A 24,194-nucleotide genomic window follows, 5' to 3' on the forward strand; every position below is an offset into this window, starting at 1 on the left:
AGCGCTCATAGACCCCTGATGACGCACGTCACGCCCGCAGGAGCGAAGGTGACGTCTATGCCGCCGTCCACGTCACGATCCAGAGCACGAGTCAGCAGTCGCATCCCGAAGCCGATCTGCCGGGGCTCTTCGACGGGCGGCCCGCCCTGCTCGCGCCATTCCAGCCTCGTGCGCCCATCAGCGTCCTCGCAATCGATGGACACGCGTCCCTGCTCGCGTGTCAGAGCACCATACTTGACCGCATTGGTGGCGAGTTCATGCAAGGCCATCGCAACAGCGACCGCCTTCTGCGGCGGCAGTTGGACATCTTCCCCGCCAACGGCGAAGCGCGCCGCGCCGAAAGGTTCGATCGCCTCATGTATGATCCGCATCAGGCTGGCGGTGCGCCAGTCGGCCTGGGTGAGGACATTATGGGCGCGCGACAGGGCCAAAAGTCGGCCCTCGAACGCCTCTCTTGCCCCAGGCTGGGCTGCATCTCCGCAAAAGGTCTGTCCCGCCAAGGCCTGAACCGTCGCCAGGGTGTTCTTGACGCGATGATTGAGCTCATTGACCAGCAAAGACTTGGCGTCGAGAGCCTGCCTCAGGTCGGTGACGTCGGTGAAGGTGCAGACAACCAGAGGTCGTCCGGTTCCATCCGCCACCCGCTTGCAATCCACCGATAGTCGCACGATCCGTCCATCAGGACGGCGGTAGAGCTGCTCCTCTTTCTCAATCGTCTCGCCTGAAAGCGCGCGGGCCGCAGGATAGTCCTCAGGAGCAAACGGGGCGCCGTCGGCGTGCATGGCGCCATAAACGCCGAATTGTTCCGCCGAGCGGGTCAGAACGTCGTGGCCGACGATGAGCGATGCGGCCCGGTTGTAAAGAACGACCTGGCGAGTTTCGAGCGAGAGCAGCACCACCCCCACCGGCATCTCCTCCAGTACAGCGTGCAGCTGGGCTTCCGCCTTCTGGTTCTCCTGGCTGGTCAGGACCGCCTCGGTGACATCGAGCGCCTGGACGAAGAGCCGCGCCTGGCCATCGGACGCAGGCTCGATCCGCCGAAGCAGAATGTCGAAATAGCGCTCCTCCGGCGGGACGTCCGGACGGGCTTGGAAGGGCGTGCGCATCTGGCGCCCGACATAGGGCTGGCCATCGTCCATGACCTTGGTCATCAGCGCGAAAAGCGCCGGCGCTGTTTCAGGCGCGACCTGACGATAGGAGCGGTCTTGTATCTCGCCGCGGCCCAGGAATTCGACAAGCCCGGCGCTGGCGAACTCCACCACGAGGTCATGACCTCGATAGATCGCCACCAAGCCCGGCGCATTGCGGAAAAGCTCGACGAACCGAGCGTCCTCCTCAGCCTTCCGACGGGCGGCCCCATCACGTTCGGCCAGCAGCTGCCGGCTGATCGCTCTGTAGGCCTCCGTGACCACGACAACCAGCAGGCCCGAGGCCGCGTAGAGACAAAGCGCCGAGAGTTCGCCTGACGAGACATGGGCAAGATCGCCCCGGCTCGGCATCATCAACGTCCAGACCCCGACCAGTCCGGTCGCAAGGGCGCTTAGGCCGCCCACGCGGCCCAAGACCAGACAACTCAGGAGGATCGTAGGGAAGAGAAGCGCAAAGCGCGCTCCGCCGGGCCAGACCCGCTCGGTCAGAGTATGCAGCCAGAGCGCCAGAAGCGCCGCTAGAGCGCCGCCGATCAGCCGCACCGCCCAGGGCAGATCGCGACTGGCCAGGCGCGTGAAGGCCTCGAGCTTGAAAATGGCAGACCCCGTCTAAACATTGACCGCGTCGCTGAACGCCAGCTTGGCCACAACGTTCCGCCAGACTTTAACTGCCTCTTCCGCAGCGACAGCTGCCTCCGATTGGAGCGGCGAACTTCACGCCGCCAGATCCCAAAGCGTCGACGGCCCTTTGCAGGAACCTATCCCAAGCCAGCGCATATTAGCCGCCAGTCATTCTCGGGGACTTCCATGCACGAATACGCCGGGCGCCGCGCGCGCGCCGAGGACCTGACCGACGTAGACCCCCTGGTCCGCGCCTACGCCGATCGGCAGCCGGACATGAGCGACGTCGGCCAGCGGGTCGCCTTCGGCACCTCGGGACACCGCGGCTCCAGCGCCGACGGCGCGTTCAACGAAGGCCACGTCCTGGCGATCACCCAGGCCATCGTCGAGCATCGCGCCGCTCACGGGATCACCGGGCCGGTGTTCGTCGGCCGCGACACCCACGCCCTCTCCGAGCCGGCCTGGCGCACGGTCCTCGAGGTGCTGGTCGGCAACGGCGTCGAGGCCCTGGTCGACGCGGCAGACGGCTTCACGCCGACTCCGGCCGTGTCCCACGCCATCCTGACCCATAACCGCGCCCACCCCGGCCAGGCCGACGGCATTCTGTTGACCCCGTCGCACAACCCGCCGCGCGACGGCGGCATCAAGTACAACCCGCCGTCCGGTGGTCCCGCCGGCGGCGAGATCACCTCGGCCGTCGCCGCCCGGGCCAACCAACTGCTCCAAGGCGGGCTGCGCGCCGTCCGTCGCGTTCCGTTCGAGCGCGCCAGGGCCGCGGCCAAGGCCCATGACTTCCTCGGCCGCTACATCGACGACCTGCCCTCCGTCCTCGACCTGGACGCCATCCGCTCGGCCGGCGTGAGGATCGGCGCCGATCCCCTGGGCGGGGCGAGCGTCGCCTACTGGGGCGAGATCGGCGAACGCCATCGGCTGGACCTGACCGTGGTCAACGACAAGGTCGATCCGCAGTGGGCGTTCATGCCGCTCGACAGCGACGGCAAGATCCGCATGGACTGCTCGTCGCCCTGCGCCATGGCCAATTTGATCGAGATGATGAAGGGCCAGACGCCCTTCGACGTCGCCGTCGGCAACGACGCCGACGCCGACCGCCACGGCATCGTCACGCCGGACGGCGGCCTGATGAACCCCAACCACTATCTGGCGGTCGCCATCGCCTATCTCTTCGCCCACCGTCCGCAGTGGGGCCAGAACGTCGCCGTCGGAAAGACCCTGGTGTCCTCCTCGATGATCGACCGGGTCGTGGCGGGCCTCGGCCGCCGCCTTCTGGAGACACCGGTCGGGTTCAAACACTTCGTTCCGGGCCTGCTGGACGGATCGGTCGGGTTCGGCGGCGAGGAGTCGGCCGGCGCGGCGTTCCTGCGCAAGGACGGCTCGGTCTGGACGACCGACAAGGACGGCATCCTGCTGTCGCTGCTGGCGGCGGAAATCCAGGCCGTCGCGGGCAAGAGCGCCAGCCAGCTCTATGCCGGCCTGGCCGAGCAGTACGGAGCGCCCTCCTACGCCCGCATCGACGCCCCGGCCGATCGTCGGCAAAAGGCCCGCCTGGCCGCGCTCAGCCCCTCGGACGTATCGGCCAAGGTCCTGGCCGACGAGACGATCACCAGCATCCTGACCGCTGCGCCGGGCAACGGAGAGGCGATCGGGGGCCTCAAGGTCACCACCGGCAACGCCTGGTTCGCCGCCCGCCCCTCCGGCACCGAGGACGTCTACAAGATCTATGCGGAATCGTTCCTGGGCCCCGATCACCTGAAGGCCGTGCAGACCGAGGCCCGCGACCTGGTCGGCAAGGCGCTCGCCTCAACCTAGCCCTTCCCGCACGCTCATGCGCAACCCGTCCGAAGCGCGCGCGCCGGGGCGGCGGCGATCGTTCAGTCTTCCTGCCTGCCGGCCTCAAACTGCGGCACCCCCAGCGGCTCCAGCCAAGGCTCCCGATGCCTGATCCAGCTCTCGTACTGCGGAGCAAAGGCGCCGGCCTGGTCGAAGCTGCCAAGGGATACTTCGTACTCGCGCGTTTCGTCCGCCCCGGCGTTCTCGGCGAAGACTCTGGAACCGCAGCGTGGGCAGAAGTAGCGGACATAGCCGGGCGAACTCGACCAGCCGGCAACATCACCCTCGATGGTCACTTGGCTTGGGGCGAACACGACAAAAGGGTTGAACGCCGATGCGTGAGCCTTGCGGCAGGTCATGCAATGGCAGAGGCCGGCGCGGAGCGGCGCGCCAAGCGCGGAAAGCCGGACGGCGCCGCAGGCGCAACTGCCGGAAAGAGCAATCTGTTCAGCCATTCAACCGTAACGCGCGACGACAGTGTCAGCCCCCAGACGCGCGCGCCGGTCGGACCTATCGATCGCAAGCCGCACCGTCGCCGTCCTGTCATGGCCTCGCCGATACCGAGCTCGTCGACGTGCAATTAGGCGACCTGCCGCGCCGCCGCGGTGGTGGAAACAGTAGGCGCCGAGCGGTTATCGCCGCTCACCGGCGGGTGGTGAAGATCTTCTCCCAAGGTCCGATCCATCCGACGATGGCGCTGACCCGATCGCGCTCGGCCAGGCTCAAAACGCTCGGACACGAAAAGCACGACCAACCGGGAACAAGCGCTACCTTTCGGGGTTTTAATCCACGTCAAATCCCCTTTGACCCACCGCCGCCCTGTTCCCCCTTCGGGGCGGTGTCCGCAGAGACCACGGCCAATCCGCAAGGAGCGACCCTTGTCGTCTGTACTGGGCTCCGGCGAATGCACGTTGTCGCTGGAGCCCATATCTCCTGCGGCAGGCGCCCATTTCATCACAGGACCCGGCGGTTGAGGCGCTCTTGCAGAACTTCAAGCCCGCACGCCGCCGTCCAACCCGAGCTCGCAACGCGCCGGGCGTTGTTCAATGCGGCCAGGTTGCGAGAACTCGTGAGACGTTCGCCTTCCTCACCGGCTCCAATAAGACAAGCGCGTTCGCGACCATTTTATTTCACCCGCGCGATGGGAACCTTTGCCTTAGCATCGCATTTGCACGCCAGCGTTCGGCCGGGGAAAAAGATGAATTTCGCACGATCGTCGTAGACGCCAGCCGGCCGCGGTTTTCCAGCGCGCCCATGCGCCTTTCCTCTCCCCGTTTTCCATCCCGCCCGCCGTTGGCGCGCCTGGCGTTTGAGTTCGATGCCCCACAACACTTATCGTCGCGCCGGATCACGGGCCGACGTCGATCTTTGGACGACGCTCGGCTTGGTCCTGGTGTTGGCCTTCTTCCTGATCAGCGGGTCGATCGCCTTCCGGAACATTCAGGTGCTGCGCAACAACAACCAGATGATCCTGCACTCGCATCAGGTGCTGATCGCGCTGGATGATCTGCTGTCGACCGCGCAGGACGCCGAAACCGGGCAACGCGGCTATCTCCTGACCGGCAACGACCGCTATCTGGAACCTTACCAGAACGCGGTCACGGCCGCCGCCTCGCGCATCGAGGCGGCCAGCTCGCTGACCACCGACAACCCCGTCCAGCAGGCCAATATTCGCCAGCTGGAGCGGCACATCGACGCCAAGCTCGCCGAACTGGACGAGACGATCAAACTACGCCGGGTGAACGCCCAGGCCGCCCTGGCGGTCGTGGCCACCGATCGCGGCAAGACGGAGATGGACGCCATACGCAGCCAGCTCGACGTCATGCGGCGCGAGGAGGACCGACTGCGCGACCTGCGCCTGGCCGAGATGGACCAGGCCTATCGCACGGCGACGGCGAGCGGTGTGCTTTCGGGACTGCTGGGCGCGATCCTGACCATCGCCGTCTTCGTCCTGGTGCGCCGGGCCGCATCGGCCCGCGCGCGCGAAGACTGGCTCCAGTCCGGCCAGGTGGGCCTTTCCGAGGCGATGATGGGCGACAAGTCGGTCGAAGGCTTGTCTGAGGCCATACTCGCGTTTCTGTCTGACTATCTYGGCTTCCAGGCCGGGGCGCTGTTCAAGGGTGAGAACGGGTCTTTCTACCGCGCCGCCGCACTGGGCCTTCCAGCAGACGCTCATTCTCCGCTGCGGTTCGACCTCAAGGAAGGTCTGCTCGGCAAGGTCGCCGCCGAGGGCCGCTCGACGATCGTTCGCGACGTCCCTGACGGCTACATGACGATCGGTTCGGCGCTCGGCCACGACAAGCCGCGCCACCTCGTGCTGATTCCGACCCATGCCGACGAGACGGTGAACGCCGTCCTCGAGCTGGGCTTCCTGCATCCGGTCGACGAACGGGTGCTTCATCTGCTCGATCAGGCGGCCGCCTCGATCGGCATCGCCCTGCGTTCGGCCCGCTACCGCGCAGAGCTTCAGAACGCCCTGGAGGAGACCCAGAGACAGTCGGAGGAACTGCAGGTCCAGAGCGAGGAGCTTCGCGTCTCCAACGAGGAGCTGGAAGAGCAGAGCCGGGCGCTGAAGGAAAGCCAGGTGCGCCTGGAACAGCAGCAGGTCGAGCTCGAGCAGACCAACAGCCAACTGGAGGAACAGGCCCAAACCCTGGAACACCAGAAGGATGCCCTGGAGCGCACCAGCGAGGAGATCACGCTCAAGGCGCGTGAGCTCGAACGCGCCAGCCAGTACAAATCTGATTTCCTGGCCAATATGAGCCATGAACTGCGCACGCCGCTCAATTCCATGCTCATCCTCTCGGGCCTCTTGAAAGACAACCCGGACGGCAATCTGACGGAAAAGCAGGTCGGTTTTGCTCAGACCATCGTTTCCTCGGGAAATGATCTCTTGGTGCTGATCAATGACATTCTCGATCTGTCCAAGATCGAGGCGGGCCACGTCGAGGTGTTGGCCGAGTCCCTGCCCCTCCAGCGCCTGAGCTCGGATCTGAGCGGACTCTTCCAACCCATGGCTGAAGATCGCGGACTGGGCTTTGAGATCGATCTCTCCCCGCAGACGCCGCATACGATCCATACCGACCGCCAGCGCCTGGAGCAGATCCTCAAGAACCTGCTCTCGAACGCCTTCAAGTTCACCCAGACGGGCGGCGTGCGTCTGGCCATAGCGCCCAATCTGGCGGGCGGACTGTCATTCAGGGTCGAGGACACCGGCATCGGCGTCCCGCCCGAACACCAGGAGAGCATTTTCGAGGCTTTCCGGCAGGCCGACGGCACTATCAGCCGGCGCTATGGCGGCACCGGTCTGGGCCTTTCCATCTCGCGCGAACTGGCGCGCCTGCTTGGCGGCGCCATCACCCTGGAGAGCAGCCCCGGCGAGGGCAGCATCTTCACGCTCAGCATCCCACTGGCCTACGATCCTTCGCAAGTCTCGCCCCGCCAGGCGCTGGTCGCGGCGCAGAACCCAGCGCCAGGCCTGTCTTCGTCTACGCCCATGCAGAAGGCCGACCTGCCAGCCGCCAGCGTTGAGGACGATCGCGACCGCCTCAGCAGCGCCCGCCGCGTCCTGTTGGTGATCGAAGACGACGCCGCCTTCGCCGCCATCGTTCGCGACCTGTCGCGCGAGATCGGTTTCCAAGCCCTGGTGGCGGGAACGGCCGATGAAGCGCTGACACTGGCCCGACGGTTCAAGCCCAGCGCCGTCGTGCTCGACGTCGGCCTGCCCGATGAATCCGGCCTGATGGTGCTTGATCGGCTGAAACGTGACGACGCCACCCGACACATCCCGATCCATGTCGTTTCGGCCAACGACCATGCCCAGACCGCCCTGTCGCTGGGCGCCATAGGCTACATGGTCAAACCGGTTCGCCGGGAGGATCTGACGGAAGTCCTCCACGGCCTGCAGGCCAAGCTCTCCAGCGCCGTCAAACGCGTGCTGGTCGTCGAGGATGACGCAACCCAACGCGAGGCCGTGCGGCATCTGTTGTCGGCGGGCGACGTCGAGACGGTGGGCGTCGGCACGGCCGCCGAGTGCCTCGAGGCGCTACGCGCCCAGACCTTCGATTGCATGGTGCTGGACCTGTCGCTGCCGGACGCCTCGGGCTATTCGCTCCTGGAAACGCTGAGCCAGGACGGTGAGCGCGCCTTCCCTCCGGTGATCGTCTACACCGGCCATGACCTGTCGGCCGACGACGAGCAACGGCTGCGCCGTTACTCCAATTCGATCATCATCAAGGGCGCCAAGTCGCCCGAACGGCTGCTCGACGAGGTGTCGCTGTTCCTGCACCAGGTTGTTTCGGAATTGCCGCCCGAGCAGCAGAAGATGATCCAGAAGGCGCGCAACCGCGACGCGGTGCTCGAAGGGCGCCGGATCCTCATCGTCGAGGACGACATCCGCAATGTCTACTCGCTGACCAACGTGCTCGAACCCAGAGGCGCGATCATCCAGATCGCCCGCAACGGCCAGGAGGCCATAGAGGCCCTGGAGCGCGCTTCGCAGGACGCGTCGGCGGCGGTCGATCTGGTCTTGATGGACGTGATGATGCCGGTCATGGACGGCTTGTCGGCAACCCGCCAGATCCGCCAGGATCCTCGCTGGCGCAAGCTGCCTATCCTCATGCTGACCGCCAAGGCCATGCCCGACGATCAAGAGCGCTGCATCGCCGCCGGCGGCAGCGACTACATGGCCAAGCCCATCGACGTGGACAAGCTGCTCTCGCTCGTCCGGGTCTGGATGCCGAGATAGTCCCGCCGTGCCCGAAGACATCGTCGACCTCGAAATCCAGCTTTTGTTGGAGGCGCTCTATCAGCGTTACCACTACGACTTTCGCCACTACGCCAGGGCGTCGCTGAAACGACGCCTGACGCAGGCGCGTGACCAACTGGGCTTTCCCACCCTCTCGGCGCTGCAGGATCGCCTGCTTCACGATGCGGCGATCCTGCCGCGCCTGCTCGACTATCTGACCGTACAGGTCAGCGAGATGTTCAGGGACCCGTCCTATTTCCGCGCCTTGCGAGAGAACGTCGTACCGCACCTGCGCACCTATCCGTCGTTGAAGGTGTGGGTCGCCGGCTGCAGCAACGGCGAGGAACTCTATTCGATGGCGATCCTGTTCCGCGAGGAAGGCCTTTACGATCGCACGCTGTTCTATGCGACCGACATCAATCCCGAAGCCCTGGCGGCCGCGGAGGCTGGTGTCTATCCGCTCGACCGTGTCCGCAAGTTCACCCAGAACCACCAGCAGTCGGGGGGGCGTTCGTCTCTGTCGGACTACTACACCGCCGACTACGGCCGGGCGGCCTTTGACAAGAGCCTGCGCGAACGAGTGGTGTTTTCCGACCACAGCCTGGTGACCGACGCGGTCTTCGGCGAGATGCACCTGATCTCCTGCCGCAACGTGATGATCTATTTCGATCGCCCCTTGCAGGACCGTGCGATCGGCCTTTTTCACGACTCCCTCGCCCGCAAGGGCTTCTTGGGCCTGGGCTCGAAGGAAAGCCTGCGCTTTTCCGCCCACGCCGAGGCCTTTGCAGCCTTCACGCCGAGCGAGAAGATCTATCAAAGGCGCGATCCATGAGCGCTTCGCCCCCCAGGGCCGTCGTCATCGGCGCCTCGGCCGGTGCGGTGCAGGCGCTGATGGCGATCCTGCCTCCCCTTCCCCACGACTATCGGCTGCCGATCCTCGTTGTCGTGCACGTCCCGCCCGATCGCGACAATGTCCTGGCGCCTTTGCTCGAGGCCAAATGCCGCCTGACGGTCAAGGAGGCCGAAGACAAGGAGCCGATAGCCGGCGGCGTGGTCTATCTGGCGCCGCCGGACTATCACCTTCTGGTCGAGACCAGCGGCGCCCTGGCCCTGTCGGCCGACGAGCCGGTGAACTTCTCCCGCCCCTCGATCGACATCCTGTTCGAAAGCGCCGCCGACGTCTTCTCCGACGGCCTGGTGGGCGTGGTGCTCACCGGCGCCAATCAGGATGGCGCGGCGGGCCTGCGCGCGGTGGCCAAGGCCGGCGGCTCGGCGATTGTGGAAAATCCGGCCAGCGCCCAGGCGTCGGCCATGCCGCAAGCCGCGCTCGCAGCCACGCCGACCGCAGCCGTCATGTCCCTTGATGCAATCGCATCCTACCTCCTGAGTTTGGGAACCGAGCGATGATCGCCGATCCGCCGATCAACTTCCTTCTGGTCGATGATCTTGACGAAAACCTCCTGGCGCTCGAAGCCTTGCTTCAACGCGACGGGCTCCACTGTCTGAAGGCGCGCTCGGGCGAAGAGGCGCTGGAACTGCTGCTGGTCCACGACGTGGCCCTGGCCCTGCTCGACGTGCAGATGCCCGGCATGGACGGTTTCGAGCTCGCCGAGTTCATGCGCGGCAGCGAACGGGCCCGCCATATCCCGATCATCTTCCTCACCGCCGGCGCAGCCAACCTTCAACGCCGTTTTCGGGGCTATGAAGCCGGGGCCGTGGACTTCATCCAAAAGCCCATCGAGCCCACCATTCTTCGCAGCAAGGCCGAGGTGTTCTTCGATCTCTACCAGCAGCGCCAGCAGATCGAGCGCCAGCGCGACGAGCTGGAGGCGCTGGCCCAAGCCCTGCGGCGCGCCGACCGTCACAAGGACAATTTTCTAGCTGTGCTGGCGCATGAGCTGCGCAATCCGGTCGCCGCCCTTGGCGGGGGCCTGCACCTGCTCAAGAAGGACATTCCAGCCGAGCGCGCCAAGGACATCCGCATCCGTATGGACAGGATGCTGGCGCACCTTTCCCACCTGATCGACGATCTGCTCGATGTCTCTCGCGTCAGCCAGGGCAAGATTTCGCTCAAGAAGGAGCAGGTCGAACTCGGCGATGTGCTGAAATCCGCGATCGAGGCCAGCCAGCATCATATCGACGCGGCCGGCCACGTGTTCGTCACCGATCTGCCGCCAGGCGAGATCTGGCTCGACGCCGATCACACCAGGCTGGCCCAGATCGTGGCCAACCTCCTCAACAACGCCGCCAAGTACACGCCGCCGGGCGGAACCATCACCCTGTCGGCGCGGCCGATGGAAGAGAACGTGGAGATTCGTATCGCCGACACCGGCGTCGGCGTGCCGCGAGAGATGCAGGCCAGGATCTTCGAGATCTTCGCCCAGGTCGAGGATCACCTGACGAAAGCCCAGGGCGGTCTTGGCATCGGCCTGGCGCTGGTTCGTCAGCTTGTCGCCCTGCACGGCGGTACGATCAGCGTCGAAAGCGCCGGCGAGAACCTCGGCAGCACGTTCACCGTGACGCTACCAGTCCTTCGGATCTCGAGCGCACCAAGCACTGAGCCCGCCACGACCGTCGGTCCAACACCCCACCCCGGAAGCGACGCCGAAATCTAGGACAGAGTGCTGACCGGCGCGCGGACGTAAACGGTGCGAGGACCGCGCAGCAGCAAGCCGAGCAGAACGCCTGAGCCGATGGCGGCCGCAAGGGCCAAGGCGGGCTTGTCGCGCACCTTGCTCTCGATCAGCCGCAGCCCGTCCTGGAGGTGCTCACGGCCGCCCTCGTAGAGCTCCTCGGTGCCGCCCTTCAGGCTTCCATAGGCGTCCTTGGCGTGAGCGCCGGCTTCCTCGAACTTGCCCCTGGCCTTGGCGCGGTGGCGGGCGTCGAGCGAAAGCGGTCCGGTATCGGTCATGAAGCTCTCCCAGCTCTGGCGTGAACACCGCCGCCACCTGTCAGCGGCGCGGTTACAACTGACAACCTTGCAGGAGCGCCGACGTTCCAACAGGGGGTCGCTGGCCACGCCGCCGAGGACGCGTGGCCCCTGCGAAGCTCCGTCCGGCCCGCGCCATGAGGCGGCCCGCCCCAGCAACGCGGCCGCCTATTGGCCTTGGAGCGGCGAAGCGATCACTGAGCGCCTGCCCAAAGGCAGGGCCTGCCGGAGCCCTCAGCCAAGGCGAGCGTTGGCAGAGATAGAGAAAGCCGGAGAAGACGCCGTGACCGATTGCCGTCCTTCGACATCCAGCCAGACCCCGACTGAAATTCCGCCCATGCCGACGAGGCCGGAGTTCGACGATCCCGTCATTCCGTTCGCAGAACCGCGGCCTGCCCCGCCAATGCCGGCTCCAGGCGACGGTCGAGCGTACGACACTCCGCCCCGGACCGATGACAAGAGCTCGCCCGGGCGAACCGGCGAGGTGAAGGCGCCAGTCTCCAAGGCCGCGCCCAAGACCACGGCCCGCAGCGCCTCCTGATCACGCCTCGCCGCCTGAGGCCTCATAGGCTCGCCTGGCCTCGACCACGCCCTTCTCGGCCTTCGCCCGGTCCTGGCGCCATCGTCTGCGAGAAGCTTCATCCTCGGCGTCCAGGGCCTCGCGGCGGCGCCGGATGTCAGCCTCCTCCTCCGCCCGTCGCTGATTGACCGCCGCCAGCGCCCTTTCGGCCCTCGCCAACGCCGAACGATCGGGCCTTGGCTTCACCGCTGGCCCCTTCGCCTCGGCCACGACCTTGAGCCTCGGCGGCGCGGGCGCCGCAGGCGCCCTGGGCAGGGCCGGCTCGAGGCTGAACGCATCGCGGGAGCCCATGGCGCGGCGTAGCGGAACACCAGGATTGGCCAGGGCCGCATCGGCGTTGGTCTCATCCTTGCTCACGCTGGCCCGCCCTTCGGCGAACAGATTCTGGCGAACGCCCCAAGCGGCCAGGGCGGCGGCTTGGTTGGGCGCAGCGACGATCGTGTCGAAAAAGCCGATCTGGGCGGCGTACACCTTCAGCTTCCGGGCCGGCGGGGCTTTGGCCATGATGTCTCACCACCCCGCGCGGCGCACATCGCACATCCTTGCGGGCGGCGAACGCTCAGACATCGAGCAGCCGGGGTATCTCGGCGGCGATCTCTCGCGCCAGGAAGCCCAAGGCGCCGACCCGCTCAGCCAGGCACCTGCCGGCCTCCCCATGCAGATAGACCCCCCAGGCTGCGGCTTCGAAGGGATCAACGCCCCGCGCCAGCACCCCGGCGATCACCCCCGCCAACACGTCCCCCGATCCGGAGACCCCCAGGCCCGCGCCGCCGCCGGCGTAGTACGCCAATCGTGCTTGCGGCGTGGCGATCACGGTTCTGGCCCCCTTCATCACGACCACCGCCGAAAACCGGCGCGCAGCCTCCTTAGCGGCGCTGGCCGGGTCGGCCTCGACCTCAGCCTTCTCCGTTTCCAGCAGCGTGGCCATCTCCCCCGCATGTGGGGTCAGTATACGTACATCGGGGCCTTGGCAGGCCGCCGCCGCCAGACCGCCGGCGTCCAGGACCAGCGGCGAACGCACATGCAGGCATAACGCCTTGGCCAAGCGCCCTAGGTCCACCTCCATGCCAGGACCGATCAGGACGGCGTCAGCTTGGCCAAGGACCTGGAACAGCGCGTCATCGACCTCCTCATCTCGCGGCAAGCCCAGGACACGCGCCTCGGGCACAACCAGACTCGTCAGGGCGACCGCCTCGGCCGGCGCGGTCAGTTGCAGCTTGCCGGCTCCGGCGCGTAGAGCCGCCTCGCCGGCGAGACGACCAGCGCCGAGGAGCGCCACGCCGCCCCCGACCACGAGCACCCTGCCGCGGGCCTCCTTGCCCCCCTCCCCTGGATGCGGCAGCCGGTGGTCCCTGGCCCAAGCAGCGTCTATCGTGATCGGCTCGCTCATCTGGCCGCCACATTGGCGTCGGGCGCGGCGGTGACCGCCGTCTCGCCTTCCAGCGGCGCGGTGAAGTTATAGCGTACCAGCCGCAGCCCCCCGTCGGCGCCCTGGTCGGGGTCGAAGCGATACTCGGTGACGCCGCAGTTGGCGATGTCGGCCAGTCGATCGATCTTAAGGATTTCGTCCTCGGTCAGGCTTTCCAGAAGATAGCGCAGACAAAGGACGACGACCTGATGGGCGACGATGAGCACTCGGTCTCCGGCATGGTGCAGGCTGATGGTGTCCAGCAGACTGCGCAGGCGCAGGATCACGTCGCACCAGCTCTCACCGCCGGGCGGCCGGTGATAGAACTTGCCGAGAAGACGACGAAATTCCGCCTGTTCCGGGAACCTGGCCTCGATGCCGACCCGGGTCAGCCGGTCGAGCACGCCAAACTCCTTCTCGCGCAGACGCTCGTCGATGCAGAACCGCTGGTCGGGGTGCTCGAGACCGCCGGCCGCCCTGATCGCCTCACCGGTTTGGACGGCCCGTCGGTAGGGAGAGGCCATCATGGTGCGAGGACGCTGCCTGGCGGGCATGGCGGCGAACCAGCCGCCCAGAGCCTGCGCCTGGTGGTGACCAAGCGGGCTCAGCGGCACGTCCATGTCGCGATCGGCGATATCGATGAGGCCAAGCCCGGCGGCGTCCGCGGCGTCTCGCGCGACATTTCCGGCGCTCTGGCCATGGCGGACGATCCAGAGCACGGCGGGCCAACGTTTTTCCATGTCCGAACAACTCTTCAGGCCCCGCGCGGTTCGCCTGACACGCCTATCCCAGCCGCGTCTTGAGCAACACTCGGCGTATCGGCGCCGTCCCTTGATCGCGCAAAGGCGCCCCGGCTGAACCGGGGCGCAGCGGCGCTCAACCCTAGGGGCGAGCGATCCAGGACGAGCCTGGCATCTAGATGCTGGAGCGGCCTGACGCTGACCGGCGTCAGGCCATCACGGTTTCGACAAGCTGGAAGAAGGTCGGGCGATTGATGTGTGATCGGCCTTAGCGACAGTCGCTTCCAGACGGAAAGACGATCGAAAATCGCAGTGCATTTCGTCAGGCATGACAACGCCTCCGCTATTGGCTCGTTCACACCGCCAAGGCCGCTCCTGCTTCAGCGGATGCTTGAAAAGACTACGTCCCAGAGCGTCGCTTGTTCCGCACACGAACCAAGCGCCATCGCGCGAGTGGAAAAGCCGAGGCCCGGATGTCGACGCCTTCAGCGCCTTGATCGTGGACCGGCTTTCCTGGCCAATGACGCAGCCACGGAGGGCGTATGAAGGAGCTTGCGGCAAACCGGTCCCTGGACCGCCACATCGGCGCCTTGCTGCGCGGTCATCGGCGCGCCAAGGAGATCTCGCAGCATGATCTGGCCGCCACGGTCGGCCTGACCTTCCAGCAGATCCAGAAGTACGAGTGCGGCGAAAACAGGATCAGCGCTTCAAAGCTGGTCGAGATGGCCCGCGCTCTGGACGTTCCCATCACAGCCTTCTTCGCTGGCCTGGAGACCGCTTATGGCGACGACCTGCTGTCGCGGTTCTGCCGGATCGACGGTGCAACCGGTTTCATGCACGCGGCGCTGCGCATGCCGCCGGCCGTGCGGGCGGAAATCTTCCGGCTGGCGGGATCCTGGGCCGACGCCCCTTAGGGCCGGGCCAAGGCGGCAAGCTACATGTTCCCGTTACGTTCAGCCAATGCTAGGACTGGGGGATGGAGTCGCCAGCGCGAAAGATCATCCACATCGACATGGACGCATTCTATGCGTCGGTCGAGCAGCGCGATGATCCCAGCCTGCGGGGCAAGCCCGTCGCGGTCGGTTCGCCGGCGGCGCGCGGGGTGATCGCTGCGGCAAGCTACGAGGCCCGCAAGTTTGGCGTACGATCGGCCATGCCGTCGAACACGGCGCTGCGCAAATGCCCCCAGCTCGTCTTCGTGCCGCACCGCATGGACGTCTATCGGAGCGTGTCGCGGCAGATCCATGAGATCTTCGCCGACTACGCCGACGCCATCGAACCGCTGTCGCTGGACGAAGCCTATCTCGATGTCACCGGCGACAAGGCCGGCATCGGCAGCGCGGTGGAAACGGCCCGGATCATCCGCGCTCGCATCGGCCTGGAAACAAGCCTCACCGCCTCGGCGGGAATCTCCTACAACAAGTTCCTGGCCAAGATGGCCAGCGATCAGAACAAGCCCGACGGGCAGTTCCTGGTTGCGCCGGGACAGGGCCAGGCTTTCGTGGCGACCTTGCCGATCGGCCGCTTCTACGGCGTGGGGGCGGTTACTGAAGCCAGGATGAAGCAGCTGGGCGTCCATACCGGCGAGGATCTGGCCCGGCAGTCGCTGGCCTTCCTGCAACAACATTTCGGCAAGTCCGGCGCCTGGTTCCATGAAATCGCCAGGGGCGTGGACCAACGCCCGGTCAATCCCACGCGCGAACGCAAGTCCTCCGGTTCGGAAACGACCTTCGCGACCGACCTTCTCGACGTCACACGCATCGAGGAGGAGGTGCGCGCTCTGGCCGACAAGGTTTTCGCCTGGTGCCAGAAGGCCCAGGCGTTCGGCCGCACCGTCACGGTGAAGATCAAGTACGCCGACTTCCAACAGGCGACCCGGGCCCGTTCGGCGGCCGGTGCGATCGACGATCCGGCGCTGTTGCAGCGCCTTTCCCAAGATCTCGTGCGTTCGGTCTTTCCGTTGCGCGCCGGAGTGCGTCTGCTGGGCGTGACGATCTCGAACTTCGAGGCGCCGCCGAAGGCGCAAGGCCAAGCCTCGCTCCTGGTCTAGGCCGCGGTGGCTATCCGATCGGTCTCAGCTTGCGCCGTCATCGCTCATCTCGCTGGAGGTGGCGGGATGGTTGCCCGCCGCGCGGTGGCCTGTGACCGCGACCTGCTTCTGCGCGCCATGCCCCTCAAGCCCGTCGCCCTCGCCCTCGCACGAAACCTCGATCCGAGGCCATGAACCGGCGCACCATCTCCGAAACGAGCCGGGCCGGCTCTGCGGCCTTGCCGCCCCCCTCGGCCATGGCCTTGCCGTAATCGAGCAAATCCCGGTGGACGGACGCCGGCAGCTCACAGGTGATCTTCACCGGCGTATCGTCATCGATGGCGGTGATCTTCAGCTTGGTCATGGACGGATCTCCTGGCCGTACGGCTCCAGCACCAGATCCTGCGTGAGGACGACGCGCAAAGGCGCGCCTGGCCGGATGGTCAGGGTCGGGCGCAGCCCCAGGCTCCTGCCGACCGCCTGCTGGCCGACGTCGCTGACGCCCTGCCCGACGCCGCGGCGGAGAAGCCGCGCCAGGCCGCTGTCGTCGTCGCCCGTTCCGACCCCGACCGCCAGCACCGTGCTCAGCGCCGCCGCCGACCAAACCTGGCGCCAGTGTCGGTCGACGCCGTCCCGCAGACCCGCCATGCCTTGCGGATCGCTGGCCGGAAGCTTGCCCAGCATGATCGAGCGGCCCGACGGCAGGATCAGCCGTGTCCAGGCCACCGCCAGCCGGCTTTGTCCCACCTCGGTCGTCTCGCCATAAGACCCCAGCAGACGCGATCCGGCCGGGATCAGCAGATGGCGCCCGGTGAGGCTGTCGTGGACGTCCTGGGTGACCTGCGCCAGGGCCGGGCCCTGGCTGTCCGAGCGCAGGCCCGTGATCAGGGCCGCCGGAATGACCGCCCCGGCCTGCAGGAGGTAGGGCGAAGCGGGAGGCTGAAGTCGCTCAGGACTGGTCATCCGCTCGTCCCCGGCTTGAGCGCCCACTCCCTCCGCTGGCGCCGCTGAAGCCGCCGATATCGCCATCGGCAAAAACAGGCCGCTGGCGTTGGCCTGAGCGCGCGCGTTCTCGCCATTGCCCCCCCGTTGAGCGGGCGAACCTTGCGCCCCACGGCTCGGCAAGGCCGCAACCGGATCGCGTCCCTCGGCCTGAGCCGCCAGGATCGGCCGGCCCAGATCACCCGGCAGCGGCGGGCCCAGAACCGGCGCGCTTGACCGCGTCAGGTAGTCCTTGGGCAAGCCCTCGATCTTGCCGGCCGGCTTCGACGCCTGCGGCGACGGATCGATGGGCGCACGGGCTGGACGTTCGAGCGTCGACCAGGCGAGCGCGGCGAAGAGGCCCGCCGAAAGAACGCCGGCGCCGATCGCCAGCGCCTTGCGCGAGATCCGCGCCACGGGCGGAACCTTGGGCCGAAGCCGCAGTTGCTCGGCGATCGCCTTCTGCTCCTCCACGATCGCCGGGTTCATCGCGCCGCCTCCTGGCCGGAGGGCGTCAAGCGGGTGATCAGCACGCGCCGCGCCTTGCGCCGCGAGCCCAGCCGCAGTTCGGCGCGCTCGAAGATCCTATCCACCATCAGCATCCCCGCCTCGACCCGATAGGCCGCCAGCTCGCTGCGCCCGTCGGGACCGATCAGAAACAGGGGCGGCAACTGGGCGCTGGCCCCAGAGCCGAAATCGACGAAGGTCCGCACGCCGTCGTCGAACACCCGGGCCGGGCGAAGTCGCGCCGGCCCTGACACCACATAGCCGAAATAGAGACGCGGCGCGGCACGAGGCGTGGACAAGGGTTGCGTGGCCGCAGGCGCAGCGATCGCCACGGGCTGGGGGTAGCGCCAGCGGACCTGGGTCAGGTAGCCGCGCGCCGAGGCGCGTAGCTCCAGGAAGTAGGTTCGCCGGGTGGTGTTGACCACGAGGTTGGTCGAAAGTCCCGGCGCTGTGGGTTTGACCAGGATATGCACCCGCCGCCCCTCCCCCGCTCCACTGGTGGTGTCGCCGATGATCCAGCGCGCGGTGTCGCCGGCGGCGATGGGATTGGTCTCGACCAGGGTCTCGCCCGGCTCCAGGGCGATGTCGGTCAGCCGGCCCGGCGCGGCGACGACGGCGAAGACACCTTGCGGCTCATAGACGAACTCGACGGGCGCGGCCGCCTTCGGGGCTGGCTCAAACGCCCCGGCGGCCTGGGCCTGGCCGCAGGACAGGACGGCGACCACGATCAGGGCAAAGGTTCTCATGCGACCGCCTCCCGCTGCCAGCTGATCGCGGAGACCTTCAGGCCAAGGCCATTGGCGAGGATCTCGGCGTCGGTGCGAGGCTTGCGCAGCTCGACGGTCAGGATGGCGGTCCAGTGCTCGACCGGCTGGGCTGCGCCATCGACATAGCGGGTCTCGGTCCAGGTCGCCCGAAAGCTGCGCGGCGAGGCGCGCAGCACGCTGCGCACCTCGACGCTGACCTGGCTCTTGCCGATCTGGTCCTGAAGCCGCGCAGCATTGGCGTGCTCGGTGACGAAGCGCGCCGCATCGCCCTCGACGACGGCATAGGCGTTCTCCCAGGCCCGAGCGACCACCACGCCGTCGGTCGAGACCGCGCGCAGATTGCGGATAAGCCGGGCGAGCTCGGCCCGCATCGCCTCGTCGGTGGGCCTGTAGCCCTTGACGGCGGGGCCCAGCGTGCGGACCTCCCCGAGCCGATCGATCTCGACCACCCAGGGCGTGACGGTCCCTTGCGCGGCGAGCCAGGCCAGGGATCCGCCCAGGCAGGCCGACAGGCCAACCAGGCCGAGCGCCATCAGCCGCCAGTTGGCGGCCTGGACGCGAGCGGCGCCGATGCGAGCGTCCCAGGCCTGACCGGCGCGCTGGTACGGGGTCTCCGGAACGGGCGTCAGGCCAAACCTAGGCGAGCCCTTGAACGGGTTCATGTTCTAGTCCTCCGACAGAGATGGGGAAGCGCCGGCGGGCGCAGCGTCGCCGCCGGCCAGGCTGTGAGCGGCCAGGTCCGCCCCGTGAGCGATCGCCTGGCGCGCCTTCAGCTCGCGCGCCCAGGCCGGCGGACTGCTCGCACAGTCAGCGCCGCCGCCCCCGCCAGCACCGGGGCTCGGCCCGCCGCCGCTCGGTCCGACGGCTGGACCGCCGCCAGACGGCGGGCCTTGATCGCCGCCGGACGAGCCCGCCCGGCTCGCCAACCGCGCGCCGCCGCCGAACATCGATCCGGCCCCGGCCGCCGCCCCGCGCGCCAGACCCGCCGCGCTTGCAACCGCAAGGCTAGCCGCGCCGACCCCGGCCATGGCCACGCCGCCGACCGCCAGGCCCGTACCGACCGCGGCGCCGGCGCTGAGCTGCGGCGCGCCCGAGATGAGCCCTGCGGCCATGGCCGGACAGAAGATCGACAGCCCCAGCAGCACCAGGCTCGCCAGAACCAGGGCCAGCGCCTGATCCAGCGTCGGCTGGCCGTCGGTCCAGGTCGCGGAAAACTGGTCGAAGAGGGTCGAGCCGACACCGACCACCACCGCCAGCGCCATGACCTTGACGCCCATGGCCAGGACCTCGCCCAGCACCTTCTCGGCCAGGAAGGCGGTGCGCCCGAAAAGCCCGAACGGCACGAGCACGAAACCGATCAGGGTGGCCAGCTTGAACTCGACCAGCACCACGAAGACCTGCACGGCCATGACGAAGAAGGCGATGATCACCAGCAGGAAGGCGACCAGCAGAACCAGGATCTGAGCGAGGTTCTCGAACACGCCGGGCCAGCCGGAGAGCTCGGCGGCCGCTTCCAGCAGGGGCCTGGCCGCATCGACGCCCAGGGCGGCAAGCTTGCCGGGCCGCAGCATCTGGTCGGCCGAAAGCCCGGCGCCCGCCGCGGTCAGGCCAAGCGCCGTGAAGCTCTCGAACACCACCTTGGCCAGGGCCTGAAAGTTGCCGATCAGGAAGGCGAAGAAACCCACGTAGAGCACCTTGCGGATCAGCCGGGCCAGGACGTCCTCCCCCGCCGCCAGCGTCCACATCAGGGCCGCCAGGGTGATGTCGATGGCCAGGAGGATGTTGGCCAGGGAAGCGACGTCGCCGCCGAGCAGGCCAAAACCGCTGTCGATCATCCGGTTGAAGGTGTCGAAGAAGGTGTCGATGACGCCGGTGTCGTTCATGACGAAGACCTTGCGAAAAAGCGCTCGCGGGCCTGACGCCAGGCCCGCTGGCAGGCGGCGTCCACCAGGGCGGCCTCGCCGGCGCCGCGACACCTGGCAAGCTCGGGATCAGACGCCCGCGGCGCGGCGACCGCCAGGACGGGCCTCTCCTCCCGCCCTGCCTGCAGCCCCGCGATCAGCGCCATCACCGCGACGACCACCAGCACGAGCCCGCGCCTCACGGCTGCCTGCCCATGAACCGGCCGAAGCGGGCCTTGGCGTCGGCGCGCGCGGCGCTCCGGTCGGCCGCCTCGAGGGCCTGCGCGCGGCCCTGGGCCGCCTGCAGCGCCGTCAGTTGCATCAGTTGCTGGGCCTGCAGCGCCAGGAGCTGGTTGCCGGCCTGGGCCGCCTGCAGGGCGCCGGCCGCGCCCTGGCTCTGGGCCACCAGGGTCGACAGCTCGCCGGCGGCGGCTTCCATCCCACCGACCACGCCGGCCTGGACCTGCAGCGCGTCCTGGAAGCCGGCGACCGAATTGGCCCAGCGCGCCTCGGCGCGGGCCACGAGGTCGGCGTTGGTCGCCGACAGTCCCACCGCCCCGTACTGCTCCGTGAAAGCCGTCTGGATCTGGCCGACGTCATAGGCCAGCCGCTGGGCCTGACCGAGCAGCGCCTTGGTTTGCGCCAGTTGCGCCTGCAGTACGGTCAGGGACGAATATGGCAGGCTGGCGAGGTTCCTGGCCTGGCCGACCAGCATCTGGGCCTGGTTCTGCAGGGCGGTGATCTGGTTGTTGATCTGCTGCAGGGCCCGGGCAGCTTGCAGCACGCTCTGGGCGTAGTTGGTCGGATCATGGACCACGACCTGGGCAGACGCCGGGCCTGCGGCGAGCACATGAAGCGGCGTCAGGGCGGCGGCCAGCAACAGCCTACGAAGGGCGATCATGTCAGGGCTCCTGGAGCTTGAGGTCGGCGAGCAGGTCGGCGGCCCAGCCAAGGCCGCCCCGGCGCAGCCAGACGGCGGCGAAATCGCCAGGCGGATGCTCGGCCAGGATCTCGTTCATCGCGGCTTGGTCGGCCTTGGCGGCGGCGCCGGCGAAGGCCAGGGCCACGGGTCCAAGACCAAGTTCGAACAGACGCTCGCCGTCGCGTGACTGGACGTAGTAGTCCTGCTTGGGGACGGCGCGGCCGACGAGCTCGATCTGCCGCTCGCCAAGGCCAAAGCGCCGGTAGGCGGCCGCGCCGACCGGATCGAGCGCCGAGGCGTTGGGCAGGAAGATCCTGGTCAGGCAAAGCTCGATGATCGCCGCGGCGATCGGGCTCTGCTCGATCTGGACCAGCGACAGGGTCGTCAGCACCACCGAGCCGTTCTTCTTGCGCACCGTGCCAAGCCAGGTCTGAAGCTGGGCGCCGAAGGCTTCGTCGGCCAAGGCCAGCCAGGCCTCGTCGACGAGGATCAGGGTCGGGGCCCCGTCAAGCCGGCGCTCGATACGGTGGAAGAGATAGGCCAGCACCGCCGGGGCTGCGCCCGCGCCCAGGAGGCCTTCGGTCTCGAACGCCTCGATCGCGCCCTCACCCAACGTCTCCTGGTCCGCGTCGAGCAGGCGCCCGAACGACCCGCCCAGGCAGTAAGGCGCCAAGGCCTGCTTGAGCTCACGGCTGGCCAGCAGGGCGCAAAGCCCGGTCAGCGTGCGATCGCGCGCCTCAGCGCCGGCCAGACTGACCAGCGCCGACCAGACGAGTTCGCGCACGCCCGGCGTGATCGCGACCCCTTCACCAAGCAGGATCGCCTCGACCCAGCCGGCGGCCCAGATCCGCTCGCTCTCCTGGTCGATCATCGCCAGGGGCTGCAAAGCGACCGCCGGCCGATCGCCTTCCCGCAAAACCCCGCCCAGGTCGTGAAAGGCGCCGCCCATGCCAAGAACCGCCGCGCGGATCGAGGCCCCGAAGTCGAAGGCGAAGACGCGCGCGCCGCGATAGCGGCGAAACTGCAGGGCCATCAGCGCCAGGAGCGTGCTCTTGCCCGCTCCGGTCGGCCCGACCACGACGGTATGGCCGACATCGCCGACGTGCAGGCTCAGACGAAAGGGCGTCGCGCCTTGGGTGCGCGCCATCAGCAGCGGGGGACCGCCAAGATGGACGTTGCGCTGCGGCCCGGCCCAGGCCGCCGACAGCGGCGCCATGTGGGCGAAGTTCAGGGTCGAAAGCGGCGGCTGGCGGACATTGGCGTAGACCTGGCCTGGCAGGGAGCCGAGCCAGGCCTCGACGGCGCCGACCCATTCGCGGATCACGGTGAAGTCGCGGCCGGCGATCACCTTCTCGGCCAGGGAGAGCTTGGCCTCGGCCTTGGCCGGATCCTCGTCCCAAACCACCAGACTGGTGGTGACATAGGCGTAGGCGACCGTATCATCGCCGAGATCCTGCAACGCCAGGTCCGCATCGCCCGCCTTGTTGGCCKCGTCGTTGTCGACCAGCGCCGCCGGCTGCTGGGTCAGGGCCTCCTGCAGCAGGGCCAGCACCGACTTGCGCTTGGAAAACCACTGGCGGCGGATCCTGGCCAGGAGGCCCTGAGCCTGCGTCTTGTCCAGGAAGATGGCCCGGCTGGTCCAGCGATAGGCAAAAGCCAGACGGTCGAGCTCATCGAGGATGCCCGGCGTGGTCGCCGGAGGAAAGCCCGTCAGGGTCAGCACGCGCAGATGCGAGGTCCCAAGGCGCGGCTCCAGGCCTCCCGACAACGGCTGGGTGGCCAAGAGGGCGTCCAGGTGCATCGGCGTCGCCGGCGAAGAGACGCCCTGGCGCTCAGTGCTGACCGCGCCATGCAGAAACGACAGGGTCTGGGCGTCGTCGAGCCAGACCGCCGTCGGCATGATMGCCGCAACCTGGGCCAGCAGCCGATCGGTGCGCTCGACGAAGCCGGCGAGTTCGGCGCGCCAGTCGCGCAAGGCCCGCGTCCTCCCCTCGATCAGCAGCCCGGCCAGACGCTCGTCGCGCTCGGCCGGAGGCTGGTAGACCAGGGTCAGATAGTAGCGGCTCTCATAGTGGGCGCCCTCGTGCAGGAAGGCCGCGCGGCGTTCGCAATCGACCAGGGCCGAGACCGGATCGGGAAAGGCGCTGTCGGGATAGGTCATGGCCGGATCGCGCCGCGCCTCGACGAACAGCGCCCAGCCCGAGCCCAGGCGCCGCAGGACGCTGTTGACGCGGGCGGCGACGGCGGCCGCCTCCGTGTCAGCCGCCGCCTCGAGGTCGGGGCCGCGGAAGGCGGCGGTCCGCTGGAAGGCGCCGTCCTTGTTGAGCACGACGCCCGGTGCGACCAGCGCCGCCCAGGGCAGGTAGTCGCAGAGGCTGGCGGGTCGACGGGCGTACTCGCGAAGATCGAGCACGCTCAGACCTCCAGCCTGGCCGGCAGACGCACGTGACGGCGCCCGACTTCTAGGATCATCGGATCATGGCGCGCGGCCCAGACCGCCAGGGCATGGCCCACGAGCCATAGCGCCAGACCGGCGATCCACAGGCGAAGGCCGACCCCGAGCGCCGCGGCCAGGGTGCCGTTGACCAGGGCGACGGCGCGCGGGGCGCCGGCCAGCAGCACCGGCTCGGTGAGAGCCCGATGGACCGGCGCGGCCAGGCCCCTGACGTGATCGCCGGCCATCACACCACCGCCCCGCCGCCGAACGAGAAGAACGACAGGAAGAAGCTGGAGGCGGCAAAAGCGATCGACAGGCCGAACACGATCTGGATCAGCCGCCGCGTGCCGCCGGTGCTGTCGCCAAAGGCCAGAGCCAGTCCCGTCATGATGATGATGACGACGGCGATGATCTTGGCGACCGGCCCTTCGATCGACTCCAGGATCTTCTGCAGCGGCGCTTCCCAGGGCATGGACGAGCCGGCGGCATGGGCCCTGGCCATCATCAGGGTCAGGGTCGCGATGAGACCGGCGAGAAGCCAGCGACGAACAGGCGGCGGCGAATGCCGAACGCCAGGAGCGCACGGTTGGGAAAGGCTTATGATCACGCGATCAATCTCCAGCAATTTT

General features: G+C 67.8%; 23 protein-coding genes. 7 read left to right on the forward strand and 16 right to left on the reverse strand.

All coding sequences use genetic code 11. The annotated features are described in order from the left end of the window. Window positions 1-5: 5 nt before the first annotated feature. Window positions 6-1,691, reverse strand: coding sequence for a sensor histidine kinase (locus AC1DCG_RS02995; RefSeq protein ID WP_477028227.1), 1,686 nt, complete (start codon window positions 1,689-1,691; stop codon window positions 6-8). Between the two features lie 264 nt (window positions 1,692-1,955). Here AC1DCG_RS02995 and pgm point away from each other — a divergent pair, with 264 nt between their 5' ends. Further along, a complete protein-coding gene (gene pgm / locus AC1DCG_RS03000; protein ID WP_477028228.1) occupies window positions 1,956-3,596 on the forward strand; it encodes a phosphoglucomutase (alpha-D-glucose-1,6-bisphosphate-dependent) in 1,641 nt (546 codons plus the stop codon). Window positions 3,597-3,658: 62 nt separating this feature from the next. Here pgm and AC1DCG_RS03005 read toward each other — a convergent pair whose 3' ends face one another. Further along, complete coding sequence (locus AC1DCG_RS03005; protein ID WP_477028229.1) at window positions 3,659-4,072, reverse strand: GFA family protein; 414 nt, start codon at window positions 4,070-4,072, stop codon at window positions 3,659-3,661. Between the two features lie 863 nt (window positions 4,073-4,935). On the opposite strand from AC1DCG_RS03005, the gene AC1DCG_RS03010 reads away from it, so the two are divergent. Genes AC1DCG_RS03010 through AC1DCG_RS03025 form a run of 4 tightly spaced genes read left to right on the forward strand, consistent with a single transcriptional unit; the run spans window position 4,936 to window position 10,979 of the window. Next, window positions 4,936-8,364, forward strand: a complete 3,429-nt coding sequence (locus AC1DCG_RS03010; protein ID WP_477041370.1) for a response regulator — start codon at window positions 4,936-4,938, stop codon at window positions 8,362-8,364. A gap of 7 nt (window positions 8,365-8,371) precedes the next feature. Next, window positions 8,372-9,196, forward strand: a complete 825-nt coding sequence (locus AC1DCG_RS03015; RefSeq protein WP_477041371.1) for a CheR family methyltransferase — start codon at window positions 8,372-8,374, stop codon at window positions 9,194-9,196. Further along, window positions 9,193-9,771 (forward strand): chemotaxis protein CheB, encoded by a 579-nt coding sequence (locus AC1DCG_RS03020; RefSeq protein WP_477028232.1) that lies wholly within the window; start codon window positions 9,193-9,195, stop codon window positions 9,769-9,771. Before AC1DCG_RS03015 ends, AC1DCG_RS03020 begins: the two co-directional genes overlap by 4 nt. Next, on the forward strand, window positions 9,768-10,979 hold the full coding sequence (locus AC1DCG_RS03025) for a hybrid sensor histidine kinase/response regulator (protein ID WP_477028233.1): 1,212 nt from the start codon (window positions 9,768-9,770) through the stop codon (window positions 10,977-10,979). Before AC1DCG_RS03020 ends, AC1DCG_RS03025 begins: the two co-directional genes overlap by 4 nt. Here the strand turns inward: AC1DCG_RS03025 and AC1DCG_RS03030 are convergent. The 4 genes from AC1DCG_RS03030 to AC1DCG_RS03045 all read right to left on the reverse strand — a co-directional run bounded on the left by AC1DCG_RS03030 (window position 10,976) and on the right by AC1DCG_RS03045 (window position 14,021). Then, entirely contained in the window at window positions 10,976-11,275 is a 300-nt protein-coding gene (locus AC1DCG_RS03030) for a hypothetical protein (protein ID WP_477028234.1), read from the reverse strand. The genes AC1DCG_RS03025 and AC1DCG_RS03030 overlap by 4 nt on opposite strands. A 559-nt stretch (window positions 11,276-11,834) precedes the next feature. Continuing rightward, window positions 11,835-12,344 (reverse strand): hypothetical protein, encoded by a 510-nt coding sequence (locus AC1DCG_RS03035; RefSeq protein ID WP_477036426.1) that lies wholly within the window; start codon window positions 12,342-12,344, stop codon window positions 11,835-11,837. A gap of 88 nt (window positions 12,345-12,432) precedes the next feature. Next, window positions 12,433-13,263, reverse strand: coding sequence for an NAD(P)H-hydrate dehydratase (locus AC1DCG_RS03040; RefSeq protein WP_477028236.1), 831 nt, complete (start codon window positions 13,261-13,263; stop codon window positions 12,433-12,435). Continuing rightward, window positions 13,260-14,021, reverse strand: coding sequence for a histidine phosphatase family protein (locus tag AC1DCG_RS03045; protein WP_477036427.1), 762 nt, complete (start codon window positions 14,019-14,021; stop codon window positions 13,260-13,262). The genes AC1DCG_RS03040 and AC1DCG_RS03045 overlap by 4 nt, the downstream gene beginning before the upstream one ends. Window positions 14,022-14,563: 542 nt before the next feature. Between AC1DCG_RS03045 and AC1DCG_RS03050 the strand changes: the two genes are divergently transcribed. Together AC1DCG_RS03050 and dinB are read left to right on the forward strand one after the other, a co-directional pair. Then, window positions 14,564-14,935 carry a helix-turn-helix domain-containing protein gene (locus AC1DCG_RS03050; RefSeq protein WP_477028238.1) on the forward strand — a complete coding sequence of 124 codons (372 nt, stop codon included), beginning with the start codon at window positions 14,564-14,566 and terminating at the stop codon, window positions 14,933-14,935. 62 nt (window positions 14,936-14,997) lie between these two features. Beyond that, on the forward strand, window positions 14,998-16,071 hold the full coding sequence (dinB, locus tag AC1DCG_RS03055) for a DNA polymerase IV (RefSeq protein ID WP_477028239.1): 1,074 nt from the start codon (window positions 14,998-15,000) through the stop codon (window positions 16,069-16,071). A 124-nt stretch (window positions 16,072-16,195) separates the two neighbouring features. On the opposite strand, the gene AC1DCG_RS03060 is transcribed toward dinB, so the two are convergent. The 10 genes from AC1DCG_RS03060 to AC1DCG_RS03105 are packed head-to-tail and all read right to left on the reverse strand — an operon-like array spanning window position 16,196 to window position 24,172. Then, window positions 16,196-16,414, reverse strand: coding sequence for a DUF2274 domain-containing protein (locus AC1DCG_RS03060; protein WP_477028240.1), 219 nt, complete (start codon window positions 16,412-16,414; stop codon window positions 16,196-16,198). Beyond that, window positions 16,411-17,520, reverse strand: a complete 1,110-nt coding sequence (locus tag AC1DCG_RS03065; RefSeq protein WP_477036428.1) for a TraB/TrbI/VirB10 family type IV secretion system protein — start codon at window positions 17,518-17,520, stop codon at window positions 16,411-16,413. The genes AC1DCG_RS03060 and AC1DCG_RS03065 overlap by 4 nt, the downstream gene beginning before the upstream one ends. Then, entirely contained in the window at window positions 17,517-18,284 is a 768-nt protein-coding gene (gene trbG / locus AC1DCG_RS03070; protein ID WP_477028242.1) for a P-type conjugative transfer protein TrbG, read from the reverse strand. The genes AC1DCG_RS03065 and trbG overlap by 4 nt, the downstream gene beginning before the upstream one ends. Beyond that, window positions 18,281-18,967 (reverse strand): conjugal transfer protein TrbF, encoded by a 687-nt coding sequence (gene trbF / locus AC1DCG_RS03075; protein WP_477028243.1) that lies wholly within the window; start codon window positions 18,965-18,967, stop codon window positions 18,281-18,283. The genes trbG and trbF overlap by 4 nt, the downstream gene beginning before the upstream one ends. Window positions 18,968-18,970: 3 nt before the next feature. Continuing rightward, window positions 18,971-20,188: a P-type conjugative transfer protein TrbL gene (trbL, locus tag AC1DCG_RS03080; protein ID WP_477041372.1), complete on the reverse strand. Its 1,218-nt coding sequence runs from the start codon at window positions 20,186-20,188 to the stop codon at window positions 18,971-18,973. Further along, window positions 20,185-20,394 carry a putative entry exclusion protein TrbK-alt gene (gene trbK-alt, locus AC1DCG_RS03085; RefSeq protein WP_477028245.1) on the reverse strand — a complete coding sequence of 70 codons (210 nt, stop codon included), beginning with the start codon at window positions 20,392-20,394 and terminating at the stop codon, window positions 20,185-20,187. Before trbK-alt ends, trbL begins: the two co-directional genes overlap by 4 nt. Window positions 20,395-20,405: 11 nt before the next feature. After that, window positions 20,406-21,107, reverse strand: coding sequence for a P-type conjugative transfer protein TrbJ (trbJ, locus tag AC1DCG_RS03090; protein WP_477028246.1), 702 nt, complete (start codon window positions 21,105-21,107; stop codon window positions 20,406-20,408). 1 nt (window position 21,108) lies between these two features. After that, window positions 21,109-23,541, reverse strand: coding sequence for a conjugal transfer protein TrbE (trbE, locus tag AC1DCG_RS03095; protein ID WP_477041373.1), 2,433 nt, complete (start codon window positions 23,539-23,541; stop codon window positions 21,109-21,111). A 2-nt stretch (window positions 23,542-23,543) separates the two neighbouring features. Continuing rightward, a complete protein-coding gene (locus AC1DCG_RS03100; protein WP_477028248.1) occupies window positions 23,544-23,810 on the reverse strand; it encodes a VirB3 family type IV secretion system protein in 267 nt (88 codons plus the stop codon). Continuing rightward, window positions 23,810-24,172: a TrbC/VirB2 family type IV secretion system protein gene (locus AC1DCG_RS03105; protein ID WP_477036381.1), complete on the reverse strand. Its 363-nt coding sequence runs from the start codon at window positions 24,170-24,172 to the stop codon at window positions 23,810-23,812. Before AC1DCG_RS03105 ends, AC1DCG_RS03100 begins: the two co-directional genes overlap by 1 nt. Window positions 24,173-24,194: the final 22 nt, after the last annotated feature.

The organism is Caulobacter sp. 10L414, assembly GCF_056395525.1.